The organism is Paenibacillus agri (genome assembly GCF_013359945.1).
Classification (GTDB): domain Bacteria; phylum Bacillota; class Bacilli; order Paenibacillales; family Paenibacillaceae; genus Paenibacillus_AQ; species Paenibacillus_AQ agri.
The window spans coordinates 73,174-91,235 of the sequence record NZ_JABWCS010000198.1 but is presented as its reverse complement, the minus strand read 5'-3'; the positions used below and the strand labels follow the sequence as shown (position 1 = coordinate 91,235).

15 protein-coding genes and 1 riboswitch are annotated in these 18,062 nt (G+C 49.6%); of the genes, 6 read left to right on the top strand and 9 right to left on the bottom strand.

All coding sequences use genetic code 11. From position 1 onward, the window contains the following. Positions 1 to 655: procyclic acidic repetitive family protein (locus HPT30_RS07615; RefSeq protein WP_217622292.1), on the bottom strand; the 655-nt coding region annotated here is incomplete at its 3' end. 407 nt (positions 656 to 1,062) lie between these two features. Continuing rightward, on the bottom strand, positions 1,063 to 2,076 hold the full coding sequence (locus tag HPT30_RS07610) for an LLM class flavin-dependent oxidoreductase (protein WP_175370817.1): 1,014 nt from the start codon (positions 2,074 to 2,076) through the stop codon (positions 1,063 to 1,065). Between the two features lie 246 nt (positions 2,077 to 2,322). On the opposite strand from HPT30_RS07610, the gene HPT30_RS07605 reads away from it, so the two are divergent. From HPT30_RS07605 to HPT30_RS07590, 4 genes are all read left to right on the top strand, one after another. Beyond that, positions 2,323 to 3,327, top strand: a complete 1,005-nt coding sequence (locus HPT30_RS07605; RefSeq protein WP_175370816.1) for a LacI family DNA-binding transcriptional regulator — start codon at positions 2,323 to 2,325, stop codon at positions 3,325 to 3,327. A 341-nt stretch (positions 3,328 to 3,668) separates the two neighbouring features. Next, entirely contained in the window at positions 3,669 to 5,090 is a 1,422-nt protein-coding gene (locus HPT30_RS07600; protein ID WP_175370815.1) for an ABC transporter substrate-binding protein, read from the top strand. 129 nt (positions 5,091 to 5,219) lie between these two features. Next, positions 5,220 to 6,302 carry a carbohydrate ABC transporter permease gene (locus tag HPT30_RS07595; protein ID WP_175370814.1) on the top strand — a complete coding sequence of 361 codons (1,083 nt, stop codon included), beginning with the start codon at positions 5,220 to 5,222 and terminating at the stop codon, positions 6,300 to 6,302. Next, the gene (locus tag HPT30_RS07590; protein WP_175370813.1) at positions 6,302 to 7,393 is read left to right on the top strand and encodes a carbohydrate ABC transporter permease; all 1,092 of its coding nucleotides are present in this window, start codon (positions 6,302 to 6,304) and stop codon (positions 7,391 to 7,393) included. Before HPT30_RS07595 ends, HPT30_RS07590 begins: the two co-directional genes overlap by 1 nt. 319 nt (positions 7,394 to 7,712) lie before the next feature. Here HPT30_RS07590 and HPT30_RS07585 read toward each other — a convergent pair whose 3' ends face one another. The 3 genes from HPT30_RS07585 to HPT30_RS07575 form a co-directional block, all read right to left on the bottom strand. Then, positions 7,713 to 8,174: a DinB family protein gene (locus HPT30_RS07585; protein WP_175370812.1), complete on the bottom strand. Its 462-nt coding sequence runs from the start codon at positions 8,172 to 8,174 to the stop codon at positions 7,713 to 7,715. 51 nt (positions 8,175 to 8,225) lie between these two features. Continuing rightward, positions 8,226 to 9,203 (bottom strand): LacI family DNA-binding transcriptional regulator, encoded by a 978-nt coding sequence (locus HPT30_RS07580; RefSeq protein WP_175370811.1) that lies wholly within the window; start codon positions 9,201 to 9,203, stop codon positions 8,226 to 8,228. 137 nt (positions 9,204 to 9,340) lie between these two features. Continuing rightward, positions 9,341 to 10,264: a LysR substrate-binding domain-containing protein gene (locus tag HPT30_RS07575; protein WP_175370810.1), complete on the bottom strand. Its 924-nt coding sequence runs from the start codon at positions 10,262 to 10,264 to the stop codon at positions 9,341 to 9,343. A gap of 129 nt (positions 10,265 to 10,393) precedes the next feature. Between HPT30_RS07575 and HPT30_RS07570 the strand changes: the two genes are divergently transcribed. Beyond that, the gene (locus tag HPT30_RS07570; RefSeq protein WP_175370809.1) at positions 10,394 to 11,575 is read left to right on the top strand and encodes an MFS transporter; all 1,182 of its coding nucleotides are present in this window, start codon (positions 10,394 to 10,396) and stop codon (positions 11,573 to 11,575) included. 60 nt (positions 11,576 to 11,635) lie between these two features. Here the strand turns inward: HPT30_RS07570 and HPT30_RS07565 are convergent, their stop codons facing one another. Both HPT30_RS07565 and HPT30_RS07560 read right to left on the bottom strand, forming a co-directional pair. Further along, positions 11,636 to 12,610 (bottom strand): aldo/keto reductase, encoded by a 975-nt coding sequence (locus HPT30_RS07565; protein WP_175370808.1) that lies wholly within the window; start codon positions 12,608 to 12,610, stop codon positions 11,636 to 11,638. Between the two features lie 5 nt (positions 12,611 to 12,615). After that, the gene (locus tag HPT30_RS07560) at positions 12,616 to 13,497 is read right to left on the bottom strand and encodes a LysR family transcriptional regulator (protein WP_175370807.1); all 882 of its coding nucleotides are present in this window, start codon (positions 13,495 to 13,497) and stop codon (positions 12,616 to 12,618) included. Positions 13,498 to 13,601: 104 nt separating this feature from the next. Here HPT30_RS07560 and HPT30_RS07555 point away from each other — a divergent pair, with 104 nt between their 5' ends. Next, positions 13,602 to 14,486, top strand: a complete 885-nt coding sequence (locus tag HPT30_RS07555; RefSeq protein WP_246316977.1) for a DMT family transporter — start codon at positions 13,602 to 13,604, stop codon at positions 14,484 to 14,486. A gap of 63 nt (positions 14,487 to 14,549) precedes the next feature. On the opposite strand, the gene HPT30_RS07550 is transcribed toward HPT30_RS07555, so the two are convergent. After that, a complete protein-coding gene (locus HPT30_RS07550; protein ID WP_175370805.1) occupies positions 14,550 to 16,400 on the bottom strand; it encodes a FapA family protein in 1,851 nt (616 codons plus the stop codon). 102 nt (positions 16,401 to 16,502) lie between these two features. Then, a riboswitch (cyclic di-GMP riboswitch) is annotated at positions 16,503 to 16,594 on the bottom strand. Positions 16,595 to 16,905: 311 nt separating this feature from the next. Then, positions 16,906 to 18,006 (bottom strand): FUSC family protein, encoded by a 1,101-nt coding sequence (locus tag HPT30_RS07545; RefSeq protein ID WP_175370804.1) that lies wholly within the window; start codon positions 18,004 to 18,006, stop codon positions 16,906 to 16,908. Positions 18,007 to 18,062 lie beyond the last annotated feature (56 nt).

The following is an 18,062-nucleotide window of genomic DNA, read 5'->3' as shown; positions in this document are numbered from 1 at the left end:
TGCTAGGCTCTACCGAAGGTTCAGGCGAGGCCGTAGCAGTCGGAGTCGGGCTCGGTCCGGTAGACGGCTCAGGCGAAGCCGTTGGCGTCGGCCCAGTGCTAGGCTCTACCGAAGGTTCAGGTGAGGCCGTAGCAGATGGAGTCGGACTCGGCCCAGTAGACGGCTCCGGCGAAGCCGTTGGCTCCGGTGTCCCCGAAGCGGTGAATTCAAAAGCTACCGTAGTCTGCTTCCCTTGGTATTCGTTGCCGGCCTCCCATGGGAAGGTGACATCCATGATGATGGCTTCCTGACCGCCTCCGGCCAGCGATCCTACCGCTACTCTTCCGGGTGCTTCGCTCATTACCCCGGAATAAAGGATTACTCCCCCTTTTTCAAGGGTCATCTGCAGGATTTTGTACAATTCAACGTCCCCGGACTTGAATTTAAAGTCTACATAATAATCAAAGTCCTCGTTACCTTCATTAATAATCGTGTAGTCAGAGCGCATCTGATCGCCAGGCTTCATATTGCTCATGGTTGCTGTGCTCGTCGTATGCGAATTCACTTTAAGTTTAATGGTGTCCTGCGCGCTTGCCCCACCCGCATGCCAGATGACACCTGCCAGAATAATCAGGGCATACGCAGCTATAAAGGCCGAGCGATATTTCTTGATCACAGTCTTCGCTCCTCTCACTTGGGGCCCTTTGCCATGTGCATAGACAAACTATGTCGGTACCCGCCAAAATACGCTGTTACTTAACGCATATATCCTCATACTTTGTCGAAAAGTAGTTCTTTATAGAACTACTAATAATGAACGGGATTAACCGTTCTCGCTACCTGTGATCCTTTGATGCACAGAGTAGAAGATATAATGAACACAATTGTTCGTTATAGCGAATAACTAAAGTATAATCAAAATGCGATATAAAGAAAAATGACCAATTTCAAGTGTTATACCTGAAATCGGTCATTTTTAAATCATTACATACTATTATTGAGTGATTCCTCTTGTTATCTCTTTATTTTTAGCAATTACACCAACTAAGGTGTATTTTATTAAGAACGGATCTGTTGGTGGTATTAGCTCTCTTTGATGGCTTCGGCCACCAGCTCATAGGAATGCAGCCGTGCGGCATGGTCATAGATCTGCGAAGCGATGATCCATTCATCCGCATCCGTTTCTTCGAGAATCTGCTGCAGTCTTTCCTTGATGGCAGACTTGTCTCCGGCAATGGAATATTTCCCTTTGTCGAGAAGGATAGCTTTCTCGTGCGGGGTCCAGAGCTCATCCATGCTGTCAACCGGAGGTTGAAGCTTCCCGGTACGGCCGCGGATCAGATTCAGGAATTGCTGCTGCTGCGAGGTAGCAAGCCGCCGGGCTTCCTGCACGGTATCTGCTGCTGTAATTCCGAGACCGACCATAACATGCGGTTTCTCCAGTACTTCAGACGGCCGGAAGCTGCTGCGGTACAGATGCAATGCAGGCAGCAGATATTCTGGTGCAAAATGGCTGGCGAAGGCGAATGGCAGGCCCAATTGACCAGCCAATCTGGCACTGAAACCGCTGGAGCCTAGCAGCCAGATCGGAATGTTCTGGCCTTCGCCCGGAACGGCGCGCACACCTGCCGGGCGGAACTCCGCGCCGTTCGGGTCGAAGTAGGCCCGCAGCTCGCTAAGCTGCTCGGGAAAATCGCTCCCGTCGCTGCCAAGTCCCCGGCGCAGTGCACGGGAAGCAGGCTGATCCGAGCCTGGTGCCCGGCCGAGGCCTAGATCAATACGGCCTGGATATAAGGATTCCAGCGTGCCGAATTGCTCGGCAATGGTGAGAGGAGCATGGTTGGGCAGCATAATGCCGCCTGAACCGACACGGATTGTCTTCGTGCCTGCTGCTACATGGCTGATCACAAGCGATGTCGCGGAGCTGGCAATACCGGGCATATTATGATGCTCGGCCAGCCAATAGCGGTGATAACCCCAATCTTCGGCATGGCGGGCCAGGTCGAGTGAATTATGAAAAGAATCGCGTGCTGTGCCGCCTTCAACTATCGGGGCCAGATCCAGCACAGAGATACGAACGTCCTGAAGTTTTTTCAAGTATAATCCCTCCCATACTATTGATAACAGTATTTGCAATGCTGTGCGGAGATACACAGGACATTATACCATGATTAATTATAATTTACACACTTCAAGTAAGTTAATTGCTTTTTGAAATTCGGGATTTTCATAGAGTATGTTAGTGAACGTATTTTTGAAAGCGATTAACAAATGCACTTGTCAATTTCAAACAGCCTTGCTATAATCCCCTTGAAAAGGTTTTCTAAAAAGGAAGTATCCATAATGAAGCCAACAATCAGAGATGTGGCCAAGATGGCCGAAGTATCCATCAGCACCGTATCCAGGGTGATGAATTACCCCGATTCTGTGGTGGAGAGCAAACGTAAACGGGTCATGGATGCAGTACAGAAGCTGCAGTACCAACCCAACGCTTTTGCGCGTGGTCTGATTTTCAAGAAATCCTTCACGCTAGGTCTGTTAATCCCGGATATCGAGAACCTCTATTTTGCAGGAATTATCCGGGGCATGCAGGATGCATGTATTAAGCTAGGCTATAGTCTGATGATCTGCAACACAGACCGTGACAAGGAACGCTTGTTGTCCTACATCGATAACTTCCATGAGAAGCAGGTAGACGGCATCGTGTTCGCCAGTGACGTTCTTTACCCCGAGTATTACGACAAGCTTGTTGGTTGCCGTATTCCTTTTGTACTCTTATCCTCCCACACCTACGACTATGAAATTCCTTCTATTGAGGTTGATGACGAAGCGGCTGCCTATGATGCGGTAAAATTCCTGATTGAGCTTGGCCACAAGGAAATCGGTATGATCGGCTTTAACCATGACAATTCCATCGCTGGTCCACCACGTTATGAAGGGTTCATCAGGGCCTTGACGGAATGTGGTCTTGAACAGAATATCGGCAAAATCAGATACGCCAATCATCGTTTTGAGCATGCTTATGAGGCTGCACATGAGTTGTTCACGGCATATCCGGAGCTAACCGCCGTCTTCTGCGTAGCTGATGAATTTGCGATGGGTACGATCTCCTATCTTAAAGACCGGAATATTCATGTCCCAGGCCAGGTATCCGTTGTCGGCTTTGATAACCTTAGAATGTCTAGTATGTTCATTCCGAAATTGACCACCATCGCACAGCCAATCTATGAACTTGGATATCGTGCCGCTGAGAAACTGCATGAGCTGCTGGTGACTGGTTCGGTTGCTATTCTGCGAGAAAGAATGGACCACAGACTGATCGTGAGGGAATCCTCTAGGGAAAAATGAGTGGCAGCATTCTTTTTCCGTTCATTTTGAAAAGCTTTTCACAAAATAACTATAACTATACGAATTGCATTCTCTTCTCCTACCCCACCATGAATTACACCCTACTATATTTCGCAATTTTAAATAAATAAAACTATGTAAGCGAATTCATAATGACGCTACCTCCGTTTGTAAGCGCTATTATAATAGCGAATGCATAATCCGACTGTTCGAGTACGGTGCTAACCCTATTTTGAAAACCTTTGCAAGGAGGTGATTCAGGAAAGCTGGTGGCGTTCGGCTACCGGGCATGACTGACAGCAGAAAGTTCTCTAAACCACTAAAAGGGGATGTATGCAAAGATGAAAAAGTCTTCAACACGCAAAGTAACTCTGCCTCTCGTACTCTGTTTGTCCTTCGCTATGATGTTAAGCGCATGTGGCGGCAACAGCAATAACGGAGCGGCATCAACAGATCCTCCGGCAAAAACCAACAATCAGGCGGATAACACCCAGGATTCAACAAATTCAGGTACAGACACCACGGCGGGATCACCGCTGGATTTAGCGATGAAAGGTGAATATAAAGGGACCAAGGTCACCGTGTTTGGACCATTCGTCGATGCCGATCAGGTGAAATTCGAGAATAGTATCAAAGAGTTTGAAGAGAAGACCGGTATCGATATCCAATATGAGGGCTCCAAAGAATTTGAAGCGACGATCAACATTCGAGTAGACGGTGGTAACGCGCCTGATATCGCTGATTTCCCGCAGCCGGGGCTACTTGCCGCCATCGCCAAAACTGGGAAGGTCATTGATCTGACCAATGTCCTGGACCAGGAAAAGATGAAAACCAACTACAACAAGAGCTGGCTGGATATGTCTACAATGGACGGCAAAGACGGCCAGATTATGGCTGGTATCTGGAACCGCAGCAACGTGAAGAGCCTGGTGTGGTATCCGAAGCAGCAATTTGACGAAGCCGGCTACAAGGTGCCTGAGACATGGGATGAGATGATGGCCCTCACTGAGCAGATCGCCAAGGACGGTGATCCTGCCTGGACCATCGGTATCGAGAGCGGTGCGGCTACCGGTTGGGCGGCTACAGACTGGGTGGAGGATATCATGCTCCGCACCACTTCCCCCGAGAACTATGATAAATGGGTCAAAGGTGAGCTGCCGTTTACTTCTCCTGAGGTGAAGCATGCCGTGGAAGTGATGTCGCAGATCTGGATGAACAAGGACTACGTCTATGGCGGCACGAAGTCGATTGTAACTACAGCGTTTGGCGATGCGCCAAAACCAATGTTCGATAATCCGCCCAAAGCTTGGTTCCACCGTCAAGGCAATTTCATCACCAGCTTCTTCCCTGAAACGGCCAAGGTGGATGTCGATTACGACTGGTTCTACCTGCCGTCGATTGATCCTCAATACGGCAAGCCGGTTCTCGTAGCCGGAGACATATACGCGATGTTCAACGATCGTCCGGAAGTCCGGGCCGTAATGGAATTTTTCACAACAGGTGAGTCGGTCAAGAGCTGGGTTCAATCAGGCGGTATGATCGCCCCGATGAATGATGCTTCCCTGGATTGGTACAGCTCCGAGTCCGACAGACGCATGGCGAAGCTTGTTCAGGACGCGTCAACCCTGCGCTTCGACGGCTCTGACCTTATGCCGGGCAAAGTGGGTGCAGGCACCTTCTGGAAAGGAATGACCGATTATGTAAGCGGCACGGCTACACTGGATCAGGCGCTGGAGCAAATCCAGTCGGGATGGAATAACTAATCGGAACACATCGTCACAGGACTGTATGACAACAAGAAGAGAGGCAGGACACATCACCGTAAGCTGCCTCTCTTTTTCTTGCTTGCGAAGAGAGTTTTGCTCAGCAGAACTTATAGGAGGAAGCTAAACATGGGTGCACAAGCAAAGCAACGAATCAGTGTATCGGCGGTGTTGTTATCCCTCGGTGTATTGCTGGCCAATATCGTTGTGAATGGACTTATCTTTCTATTTTTCCGGGATTCAACGTTGAATCCCCTAGTGACCGCCGTTCTTGCCGTGCTTTGGGGCGTGTTGGGCGTCTATCTGATTTACTATACATTGACCTGGGCGGTTGAGAGATACCCCGCTCATATTCGCAGGAGGGTGCTCCCCTATGTTTTTGTAGGACCTGCGGTGCTGATTCTGGGCTGGCTGCTGGTGCTGCCTGCACTGCGGACGCTTTACCTAAGCTTCTTCAATGCTTCTTCGGAGAAATTCGTTGGTCTTAGCAACTATGCTGCAATTTTTAATGACCGTCTACTGGCGACGGCACTGCGAAACAATCTGCTCTGGGTGTTCGTGGGAACACTGGCCTGTGTAGCGTTGGGATTGCTGATAGCCATTCTCGCCGACCGCAGCAGCTACGAGAAAATCGCCAAAGCGATTATTTTTATGCCCATGGCGATATCTTTTGTGGCTGCAGGTGTCATTTGGAAGTTCGTTTACTACTATCAGCCGGGTGATGAACAAATCGGGTTGTTGAATGCTATCGTGACTTATTTTGGCGGTGAGCCGCAGGCCTGGACGAGTATGATTCAGCCGTGGAACAATTTCTTCCTCATCATCATCCTGATCTGGATGCAGACGGGGTTTGCTATGGTCATATTTTCAGCAGCGATCAAAGGGGTTCCCGAAGATATTCTGGAGGCGGCGAGAGTAGATGGTGCGGGTGAGATCAAAATTTTCTTCAGTATCATTGTTCCTTTCATCTCAACCACGATCCTGACGGTTACGACAACCATTATAGTCTTTACTTTGAAAATATTTGACGTCGTCATGGTGATGACGGGAGGTCAATACGATACAGAAGTGGTAGCCACGCAGTTCTACAGACAGTTCTTCATGTACCGGAATTTTGGCTACGGCTCTACGCTGGCAATTGTTTTGCTGATAGCAGTCCTGCCGGTGATCTTCATTAATCTGCGTCAGTTCCGCAAGCAGGGGGGATTCTAATGGTTGGTAACAAGAAGAGAAAAGGCAGCAAAACGGCTGTTAACATCGTTCTGGGCATCATCTGCTTCATCTGGTTGCTGCCGACGCTGGGCCTCTTCATCTCTTCCTTCCGACCGGCGGCGGATATTTTGCAGACCGGCTGGTGGAAGGTGTTCCCTCATCAGGAATGGAGGGCAGGGGAAAGCATCCAACTCTCCAAGGATGTGGACCTGCGCCAGCCGATCGAGGTCAAGGGTAAGACGTATACAGATGACCAGTTAAAAGCAGGAGTAACGGTAGAGGGTAACCGCCTAATGTGGGAGAACCGCCGGGCACGCACTCTAAACATCCAGGAGCAAGGGTGGAAGACTACGCCAGATCTGACGCTTGAGAACTACAAGAATGTACTATCCGGCAAAGAATACAAGCTGAAGGAAGCCGATGGCAGTGAAAAGGTGCAAAAAGGCTCTGGTCTGTCGCAGGCGTTCTGGAATACGCTCACGATTGCCGTGCCGGCCACGGTGATTCCGGTGCTGATCGCCTCCTTTGCCGCCTACGCTTTCGCTTGGCTCAGGTTCCCGGGACGCAAGACGCTGTTCGTCACCATTATTGCCATGCTAGTAATCCCGATTCAAGTAGCGCTTATTCCCGTGCTGAAGGATTATACCGCGCTTGGGCTGAACGGAAGCTACCTGGGAATCTGGCTGGCACATACTGCGTTCGGACTGCCGCTGGTGACTTACTTTATGTACAATTTTATTAGCCAGCTGCCTAAGGACCTGTTTGAGTCAGCCTTTATGGACGGGGCTAGTCATTTTACGATTTTCAGCAGACTGATTCTGCCATTGTCTGTTCCGGCTCTGGCTTCAATCGGCATCTTCCAGTTCCTGTGGGTATGGAATGATTATCTGGTGTCGCTGATCTTTATTGGCAGCCAGCCATCCGTGCAGGTCATGTCCATGAAGATCGCCGACCTTGTCGGCTCACGCGGCAACGATTGGCATCTGCTTACTTCGGCCGCATTCATCTCTATGCTGATGCCACTGGCGATTTTCTTCCTGCTGCAAAAATACTTTGTCAGAGGTCTCATGGGTGGATCGATAAAAGGATAAGCACAGCGATAAGATAACGCTATATAGATTGAACTGAAAAATTTAAACTAAGGGGGAACGGAATGGAGGGAAAGTTTGGAACTGAAGGAGCGTAAGCGACCGACTTTGTCTCCGGATTTTATCCGCGAAAAGCGGTACAATCAAAACAAATATGGAGACAACAGCGGCCGAAAGTCCAAACGTTTTCCGCAATGACGATCTAACCCCGTGTAAGAATTCTAAGTTCAATCTATATATGATGATAAGTTAGCGCTATAAGAGAATCAAAGGGCCCCTGTCCTGCTTCCCTAGTGGAAGTGCGACGGGGGCCTTTTGATTGTTACAGGAAATCAATATCCGGGAATATTTGTTTCAAATGGTGCACCATATGACTCAGATAATCCTCGATCAACCATTGGAAGGTGACGTTGTCCCCGTTAGGCAGCTTACAGGACAAGGATAACTGAGCGGGCTTCAGATCCGAGATTACCCGTAATATGGATTGATTCAGGCTAAGCCAAAGACTCAGTACCTCTTCCATGGAGGTCTGGCTGTAACGCTGCGCAGCTACCCAATGATTTTGCTCATAAGGGAAGAGCAGCAGGGGCTGTGGTTCGTACGAAATCTGGATGAACCTCGATACATTATTGATAGCTGAATCACACAGATGGCCTAGAATCTGCAGGCGAGACCATTTGCCAGGTGCAAGTGGCTCTAGCGCCTCGGCGTGAGTGAGGCTTCGAAAGGCCTGCGGCACTTCTTGCAGCAGCACCTGTATACATGGAACAGCGTTCAAAGTCATCGTTGTTACCTCCTTATTCATGCAGCGGCGACACCTAAGCGGACCCGCTGTCTATGTAGTGGCGCCTTCCTCCAGCTCCACCGGCAGGATATGCTCGGAGGCGACAGCCTTGCCTTGCATCTGTTCAATAATCAGTTCGACCGCACGTTTACTAATTTCTTCAATTGGTTGCCGGATGGTCGAAATCAGCGGGTTTTGCAGCTTGCGCTGGGCTATGCCGTCATAGCCGATGATGCGGACATCCTCCGGAACCCGTCTGCCACTGTCCTGGCAAGCCTTTAGGGCATACGCTGCCAGAATATCGCTGCTGGCAAATATTCCGTCGATATCCGGGTGTTCAAGGAATAATTGCTCCAGTAGAGCTTCGTATTCCTCCAGTTTAAAGCCATTGACATCTGTGTGCAGCGAGGTATGCCATATTCCGCGTTGCTCCGCAACGTCCCGGAAGGCGACATATCTCTGATGGGACAACAAATTAAGGTGCGGATGAACGCCGATGTGGGCCAGCTTCCGGCAGCCTTTGTCGGCCAGAAGGCCCGTTGCCAATGCTCCCCCCCGATAATTGTCAGAACAGACGTAGGGGATCTCCGGTGAGATCTGCCGGTCAAAGGTGACTAGCGGCAGGTGAATCTGGCGGTACGCCTCTACTTCCAGGGTATGGCTCCCCATAATAATGCCATCCACGCGGCTGGAGCGCAGCATGTCGATATATTCGAACTCCTTGAGTTTGTCCAATTGGGAGTTGCAGAGCAGTAGCTTATACCCGTTCCGGTAGGCATGCCCTTCAATGTGGCTTGTCAATTCACCGAAAAACGGGTGTGAGACAAAGGGGATAATAAGGCCAATAATGTTGGATTTGGAGCGGCTTAATGAACGGGCCAGTTCATTTGGACGATAGTTCAGCTCCTCCATGGTATCGTAGACCTTTTTCTTCAGTTCTTCACTGAGATAACCTCTGTTGTTCAGCACTCGGGATACGGTTGTCACTGAAACCCCGGCCTTCAGTGCCACATCTTTAATTGTCGGCATTTCATTGATCTCCTGATTCCATTATATATATGTTAATACTAACTTGGAGGGGCCTTTGTGTCTATAATCGTAAGGCCTTCCTGACTATTCATAACAACCAAGCTACTCTGCTGTTTGAAAGGGGTTCACTGTATATTTTAGTTCTTATTTCTCAGACCCGGTTCTGTTTTCACTCCGGTAAGGTCACTTATCAGGAAGTCTCTGAGCCGATCGATGAAAATGCCTGTAGCATGACTGATGAATCGATCCGTCCGGTAAATAAGCCTTAATTCACGCTGTGGCGGATGATTAATAATCGGTATAGAGCAGAAGCTGCGATCCTCCAGATGATTGAGCAGACTGGCAGGCTGGATCGTGCCCCCAATCCCCGCTTTGACCAACTGAAGTACAGAGGTGGCCGATCCGGTCTCCATAAGGGGCGTGATTTTCAGTCCTGCTTCCCGGAAGCAGTCCTCCACAAGTTCCCGCCCAAGCAAGCCTCTGGGATACATCACCAAAGGGAGATTAGGCAGCTCGGATAATTCAATATGTTCGCGGTCAGCATAAGGATGATCTTTGCGAATGACCAGCTGGTACAGCTCAATGCCTAAGTCCTCTTCGACCAGCATGGGGTCCCTTGGTCCTTTGAGGCTAATTCCGATATCCAGCTTGTTATCCAGCACCTCTTGCCGAATCAGAGTGGTAGCGTACACCTGTAGTCGTATATTGGGAAATTCCTGGTGAAATTGTACGAGAAGTGGCGTAAGGCGATAGTCGAGGTCAGAGGGAAGCAGACCCAGCCTGATTGTTCCGCGACTGTCGGAGCGAAGCTCATTGATGGCATTTTTGGCGTTCTGCTCATCCTGGATCATCCGGGAGGCATAGGCTTTGAGCAAGACTCCGGCTTCCGTAAGCGCGATTTTTTTACCAATACGGTCGAAAAGAGGCATATTCAATTCACCCTCCAGCACCCGTATCTGTTGGCTTAAGGTGGGTTGGCTGATGCCTAGCTGTTCTGCGGCCCTGGTGAAATGCAATTCTTCGCAAAGTGCGAGAAAATAATGCAGATGTCGTGTCTCCATGAACTGCTCCTTATCAATCATAGTTATTTTCTATGATAATAATATAAATAATAGTATTGAACAATTCTTATGCTGGGTCGTATACTCAGGAAGCAGAAATGATACTACTATTAAAAGGAGATGATCCACATGCCAATTGTTCTTTTACTGGCCGCGTTGTTTCTGGCCTCTTTAAATATGCGCCCGGTCATCACCTCTGTGGCGCCGCTGCTAAGCAACATCCAGGGTGATCTAGGAATGAGCGGATTATCCGCTAGCCTGCTCACTACGTTGCCTGTATTATGTATGGGTGTGTTTGCACCCTTGGCTGTTAAAATCAGCCGAAAAATCGGCATGGAGCGGGCTATTCTGTACTCTATGGTGCTAATTGGTGCAGCTACAGCGGCCCGGGTAGTAACGAACTCCTCCGGCATTCTGATTCTGACAGCTTTCTTGTCCGGTATCGGGATCGGAATTGCCGGACCGCTCTTGTCAGGCTTTATCAAGGCTCATTTTCCCAGCGGTTCCGCACTGGTCAGTGTTTATTCGGCCTCGCTGGTATTCGGGGCTTCACTGGCCGCAGGATTATCTGTCCCTCTGTATACCTTGCTCGGAAATTCATGGCAAAAATCATTGGCCATATGGGCAATTCTGGCGATTGCCGCCATTCTTGTCTGGTGGAAGGTTGCTTCGAAGCCTGTCCCAGTCAATAATAGCGCCGATTTTACGCTGCCGCTGACCAATAAACGAGCCTGGCTGTTAACAGTCTTCTTCGGGATGATGGCCAGCATCTTCTATTCGCTGACGGCCTGGTTGGCCCCGATTGTATCTTCGATGGGGTATACCAGACATGAAGCAGGGAATCTGCTGACCTTGTTCACCTTAATTCAGATCCCGGTCAGTATTATCATTCCGATTCTGGTAGCTAAATATAAACGGCGTACTTTCTGGCTGGTGCTATGCAGCTTGTTCGAACTGGTTGGGATAATTACACTAATCAGCGCAGTATCACCATTCTTGAGTGCAATCCTGCTGGGGATCGGGGCAGGAGGTTTGTTCCCGCTAGCGTTGATGCTGCCGATTATTGAAGCTAAGCGGGCAGAGGAAGTCAGTTCCTGGTCGGCCATGAATCAGGGCGGCGGTTATATTCTAGGTGCTGCCGGACCACTTCTGATTGGCCGGATTTATGACTGGACGGGTGAGTTCCGGCTGGCTCTAATCGGGCTCATGATCGTAATTGTTCTGATGATCGGTGTGCAATTGTGGATCGGCAGAGGGTCAAAATCCCCGGTTGCAGCGGTGACGGGTAATCCGGAGCCGACGCGTCCTTGAATAAATTGAAAACAGCAAGTCCCGAAATGAGGGACTTGCTGTTTTTTAGCTTTATAACGCTTAAGGCAAACGGTAGTAGGCGAATGGCTGACCATAACGGAAAGCGCTACTGGCTTCTTCCAGTTTGCGGAGCGTCTCCTCATCAAGCGCCAGGGTGGTGCTTTTAAGATTCTCTTGCAGCTGATCTACTCGGGTAGCGCCTACGATGACGCTGGAGACGGCAGGCTGATTCATCAGCCAGGCGAGAGACAAGGCGGTAGGCGTAGTGTCCAGCTCTGTCGCCAACTGGCTTACCTTCTCGCCGAGCGCGATCCGGTCTTCGCTGAGAAAGCGGGAGAAGGTTGGATCGGTATGGACCCGCGAGCCCTGTGGGACATCGCTGACAGTCTTATATTTACCGGTCAGGATTCCCCCAGCTAGCGGGAAGTATGGAATAATGCCAATGCCTTGATCGAGGCAGAGTGGCAGCAGCTCATTCTCTGGGGTCCGGTCAGCCAGCGAATAGCTACACTGAATGGAGACGTATCTGGTGAAGCGGTGTGCTTCGCTGATACCAAGGGCCTTCATCAACTCCCAGGCTGCATAGTTGGATGCACCGATATAGCGGACTTTGCCCGAGGAGACCATGTCGTCCAGCGTACGCAAGGTCTCTTCCAGCGGAGTATGGGGATCAAAGGTATGGATCTGATACAGATCAACATAATCCGTCTTCAAGCGGCGCAAGCTGCCTTCGAGCTCTTGCATCAGATGATGACGGGAAGAACCGCTTCCATTCGGGCCTTCGCTGCGAATTAGCCCTGCCTTGGTAGCCAGTACGGCACGGTGACGTCTGTCTTTCAAGGCCAGGCCGATAATCCGCTCCGACTCTGTACCAGCGTAGATATTGGCAGTATCAATGAAGTTGATCCCTCCATCCAGCGCTGCATGGATAATTCCGATGGAAGAATCCTCGTCTGCCCGTTTGCCGAAGGCATTCGTACCCAATCCCAGTGCAGATACCTGCAGTCCACTGTTTCCAAGCCGATGATAGTTCATAGCCATCACTCCGTTTCTTTATTGGTGAATAACTGTAGCGCCGTCTCAATGAAAAGCTTCACCGCAATTGATGAATTCTCAAGCGATTGGACAGCGATATGGATGTCGCGGTAGGCATCCGGAGATAGCTCGCGCACGACCACGCCCGGAGGCAGGGACATTAGCGACAGATCGGACATAATGCCGACGGCCAGCCCTTCGTGTATCATGTTCAATGCGGTGGAGAAATTGTTCACCACATACTTGGGGTTCAGTATGCTGCCGCTGCGGCGGAACAGGTCCTCTATTGGCGGCTCATAGCCAGCTCTGCAGATCAGCAGCGGTTCTTGCTGGAGATCACTTACCGAGATGATTTTGTGCTTGCCAAGAGGGTTGTCCTCCTGCACCACACCGTACAATTGCTCGCGGAAGAGGGGGAAGGTCTCAAACTCTCCAATGGGAGGCAGGATTAATCCGACATCAATAAAGCGGGAATCCAGCCAGTCTTTAACCTCAGTGACAGAGCCTTCGAACATTTCAATCTCTACACCGGGATATTGAGAGGCGATTGAACGGATAATTTTTGGGAAAAAATAAGCGGCAGCCACAGGAAAAGCGCCAATGCGGATACGGCCTTTCTCCAAGCCCTTCTCCAGAGCGATCTCCTGATTGACCTTGTCAAACCCGGCCAGAATTTCACGAAAGAGGACAAGGACGCGCTTTCCCACATCGGTAAGCGCCAGACCATTGCGCCGGTCACGAAGCAGGAGTTTTACATCCAGCTCATCTTCCAGTGTTGAAATGGCCCGGCTGACAGCGGGCTGGGTCATGTTCAGCTCCAGTCCGGCTTTGGTGAAGCTGCCGCTTTCGGCGATTTTTACGAATAAGCGGATTTGATTGTTGTTCATATCTTTTTTGATATGCCCCTTATGATTAATATTTATTTCTATTATGATTATGGTTATTGTATCATTTGACATGAAGCCGATTCAAGGAGATGAAACTTACATCTATGCAGAAGAAAAATATATTGCTGCTCTTATTTCTTGTTATTGTTTGGGGCGTTAACTGGCCCTTGTCCAAGATTGCACTGGCCTACGCACCACCCTTGCTGTTCGCAGGGATTCGAACCCTGATTGGCGGTGTGCTGCTCATTCTGCTCGCTCTGCCGAGATGGAAGAGCCTGCGCTTTAAAGAGCTGTGGCCGATCTATCTTGTCTCTGCCATACTTAGCATAGTATTCTACTATGGCTTTCAGACCATTGGGCTACAATACGTGCCAGCCGGTCTGTTCTCTTCGATCGTTTTCTTGCAGCCAGTCCTGCTAGGAATCTTCTCCTGGATGTGGCTGGGAGAGAGCATGTATGCACTCAAAATTGCCGGCCTGTTGCTGGGCTTCATTGGAGTAGCATCCCTGAGCGTCGGCGGATTTACAGGCAGTATTTCCGGATGGGGGATCCTCCTCGCCCTTGCCAGCGCGCTCAGCTGGGCATTTGGTACAATTTATATGAAGCTGCGGTCTGCCCGTGTAGATACGCTATGGATGACCGCCATGCAGATTACGATTGGTGGACTGATTCTGACGTTGTCGGGGTCCGTGACTGAGCGGTGGGGGGATATTTTGTGGAACGGCGCTTTTATCGCTGATACGCTGTTCATTTCTATTTTTGTGATCGCGATGGGTTGGGTCGTGTACTTCAAGCTCATTAATGAAGGGGAGGCAGGCAAGGTAGGCTCGTTTACCTTTCTGATTCCATTAATCTCGATTGGCACCAGTGTCGTTTTTCTTAAAGAACAAATCACGCTTAACCTGGTGATTGGATTGCTGTTAATTGTATGCAGCATTGTCCTGGTGAATGTGAAATTCGGACGCTCTGCCAAACTTTCGGCTAACTAACGAAGGCCTTATGCCCTACATTAAATAGTAAAAGGAGGTCCCTGCTGGGACCTCCTTTTATATTTATTGTCGGCGCTGCAGCGTCTGTGGAGTGATCACGGCGTTCTCCAGCGATCTGGTAACCTCTTCTGAGTAGCCGCCAACACTGATACTGCCGCCACTCATCTTGTGTAGAACAAGTCGTTTTCCGGCCTTCAGGACGGACTTGGCTTCACTTGTTCCCCCAACCGTCTGAGCGGTGATGGCACCTGTGGCTTCCAAATTGGAGTCCTCGCAGACTGCCTCGCTGCTGGTGTAGGCAATGTCTCCATCGGACAGCAGTTCACTTTTCCGGGTACCTTCTCCATAAAGGGTGATGTTGCCGCCAGAGTGAATGATGCTGCTGTCGCTGTAGGGAAGATCAATCCGCACTTTGGTCTCCTCCAGCCTGGCAATATAGGTGTACATATCTCTCAGCAGTTTTAAAAAGGATTCCAATACCGCGTCATTTAACAGGCCGATAAACTGGTCTGGCCGTAAAAATACTTCTAGCAAGCGCACCAACTGTTTCCTGTCCTGATGGTAGGTAGGTTTAATATTGGTGAGAATATTCAAAAGCTCGGGGATTAGAAGTGTGAATTGCTTGTATTTTGTATCGAGCAGAAGCTGGATAACTTGTCCGTAATTAACGGGCCGCTGGCGGGTGGCCAGCTTCTGGGATAATACTTTGGCTGCCTTTCGGAGTAAGATGCCTTCTTCCATAATCTGTTTGGAGAGATGGTAGCCCCGGTTGTTCAAGACTCCGTAAAGTCCGGCATACAGTTTACTGCCGGTCACATTTCCGCGGATTAAAATACTTCCGGTGGCAGAGATGGTAGCTTCGCGTACGCTTCCGAATATATACACATTTCCAGCAGCTTCAAGAAACATCTGCTCTTTCACATCACCGTATACGACAACATCTCCAGGGAATGCAATATAGCTGGTATCCGATTTGATATCATCCCGGACGATATGAAGTGGCGGAATATCAAAGGATTTAATCTGACTACCGGTCATACGAGGTCTGCCTGCCCGGAGCGCTACGATCTGTCCTCCGGCAAGAAGCTGCGTATACTCCTTGGCAACGATCTGAATATCCTCGGGCTGAGCTGCTGGTAGCACACGTCCATAGACGTCGTATCCTGGTACACCTTCAACGAGAGGATGCTTGATGGCAATCGTGTCACCTGCTTGCACGCCGGGGATATCGGGGTCTTTGCGTTCGCCATCTTCACCTGTGTGGGAAATCGTCGCTGCTGCGTCTTCACCGGAGAAGAGGATATCCAGCCGTGCACTGATGGCCGGCTTGGGCGCAGTGCCTTCCGCTACACGGACAGGCCGTCCAGTGGGGCGGTTCAATTCCTCGTAGATCGCGGGAATATTGAGATTCTGTGAGATGGATTTTTTATCAAAATCGGCAAGGACTTGTTCGATGCGAAGTGTAGACAGCAGGGCTTTCTTGTCCTGCTCTGCACTGACCGCGATGTTATTCGTGGCCGCACAATTCTTCAAGCGCCAAGCATACTGTTCCACCCGTCGTACGGTAAGGAAGGCAGATAGCTTATCTTCGGAGACTGTAATCTCGTAGGGGGCGGGCTCTTCAATCTCCCATTCCAGACGGTCGGATGACAATACTTCTGTAGGGGTAGTAATGATCTGCCGGTTCTTCCTAAGGACTACGGGAGGTACGGAAGAGACGACGGCGGGCTTGCCGCCAGATAAAGGTGAAGTGATAAAAAATTGATTGTTTTGAATAATAATGATGCCATCCTTATTGTTGGTGTCGTCCGATGGTAGAGATTCCGGAGCATTATTCAAGATGGATTCAGAGGGATCTATCGGCAAAGGCCGGGTAAGTTCTTTTACGTCATTTCGATCAGGGCGATGCGTCATTCTGTTACCTCGCTTCTTTGTATAATCAAAGGCATCTGTACATAGAGAGTACCGTCACTCCGGTACGATATCCGCTAGGAATATCCGCCATATAGGCGTCTAATTGGCAGCCTGGCAACCATAAATGCAGCTTGTGCATTCTTAGGCCCATTGCTTTGCGTCCTACCCTTTCGAATAGTTTGCCTTTAAAAATGGATCAATGATGTATACTCAGCATCAGGCACTTTAATCGACTAAAATCGACAAAAAAAGAAGGCGCCGGTACGTCGTATATTTAAAATGTCGGCATTAAATCCTTTTAATTTTAGTGCTAAAGTAACGAATTGACAATAGGGAATAAATAATTTCACCCAGACCATTCACATGTAAAAGAGAGGCGTCTAAGCCGGATGGCCCGGGACGTCTCTCACAGGATCACATAATCCGTAGAAAGTGGCTATATATTCCACATTTCCTTAATTATAACGTGTAAGATGGTTTTAGTAAAATAAAAGAACTCTCCGCTTTATAACTTGTGGGAGAGTCCTTTTTTCATGTAATGAATACCTTGGGCGATGTCTCGCTTAGCCTCGTGCGGGACCGCCGAACAGGTGGCATATTCCGCCCGTTCCACCTCATCCAGCACCCGGTTCAGGTGCGAGAAGACTGCACCAAGATCGCGCATAGCAGTCAGAGGACAATGGCTCTGAAGCTGGGAGAAGCAAGAGAGCTGCAATTCCCGCGCATGATGCAGGGCATCCGGGAGAGAACGGGGGCGCTCGGTATCCGACAGGGTTTCCGTTCCGTACAATGCGATGCAATCGGCAGTGGCTTCCAGCGAACCGGCCATCCCTTCTGCGGCTGCATAATGCGGTGGCAGCAGGGCGATCTCATCTATAATTTCCTTCACGTAGGCATGAACGGTTTTAAGATGAGAAGTAACTGTACTAAGCCTGTTCAATTCATTTCGGCATTGGTAATGCGATAGCGTGTAATGAATTTCTTTCTGCTTCTTGCCGCTTCGCTTCAGCAGTTCACCGGCTTGTTTTGATACCGCATTGCTCTTCTCCGTACTTTGTTCACCAGCGGCAAGACCTCTCAGTGCTTCTGCCAGCAGTTGGCTTCCTTCAAGTGCCAAGGCTTTTACCTTGACGAACCCCTTCGGCGGAACGATAATCATATTGATAAGAATGGCAATCAGCACTCCGATGAAGGTCTCGGTTATTCTGGAGACTACATAATCGTTTTGATAGAAGGAAAGGGCCATAACAGAGGTGACGCCTACTTGGGTCACGGCCTGAATATTCACGCGGCAGGCGGTGGCGATGCCAATGCCGATGAGCAGCATAAGCAGGATGGAGAGTCCGCTTATGTTAAAGAACTTGCCGACGATCAGAGCGACGATCCCGCCAAGAATGATGCCCAAAAGGCGGTAGATTCCTTTTTCTACAGAGCCCTTAACCGTACCTTGGGTAATCAGAATGGCAGCTAGCGGAGCAAAGTACAAATAGTGATTACTATAAAGACTGTGCACCACCACCCAGGAGAGCGAAGCGGCCAGCGTAATTCGTATCATATATAGGGAAAAACCAAACTTCTCAAGGCGGTCAAATAACCCCTCGTTCATGTGCTTCATCTTCTTTCGCAAAAATAAGAAAACATTATTTATCTTTCATCCGTTTT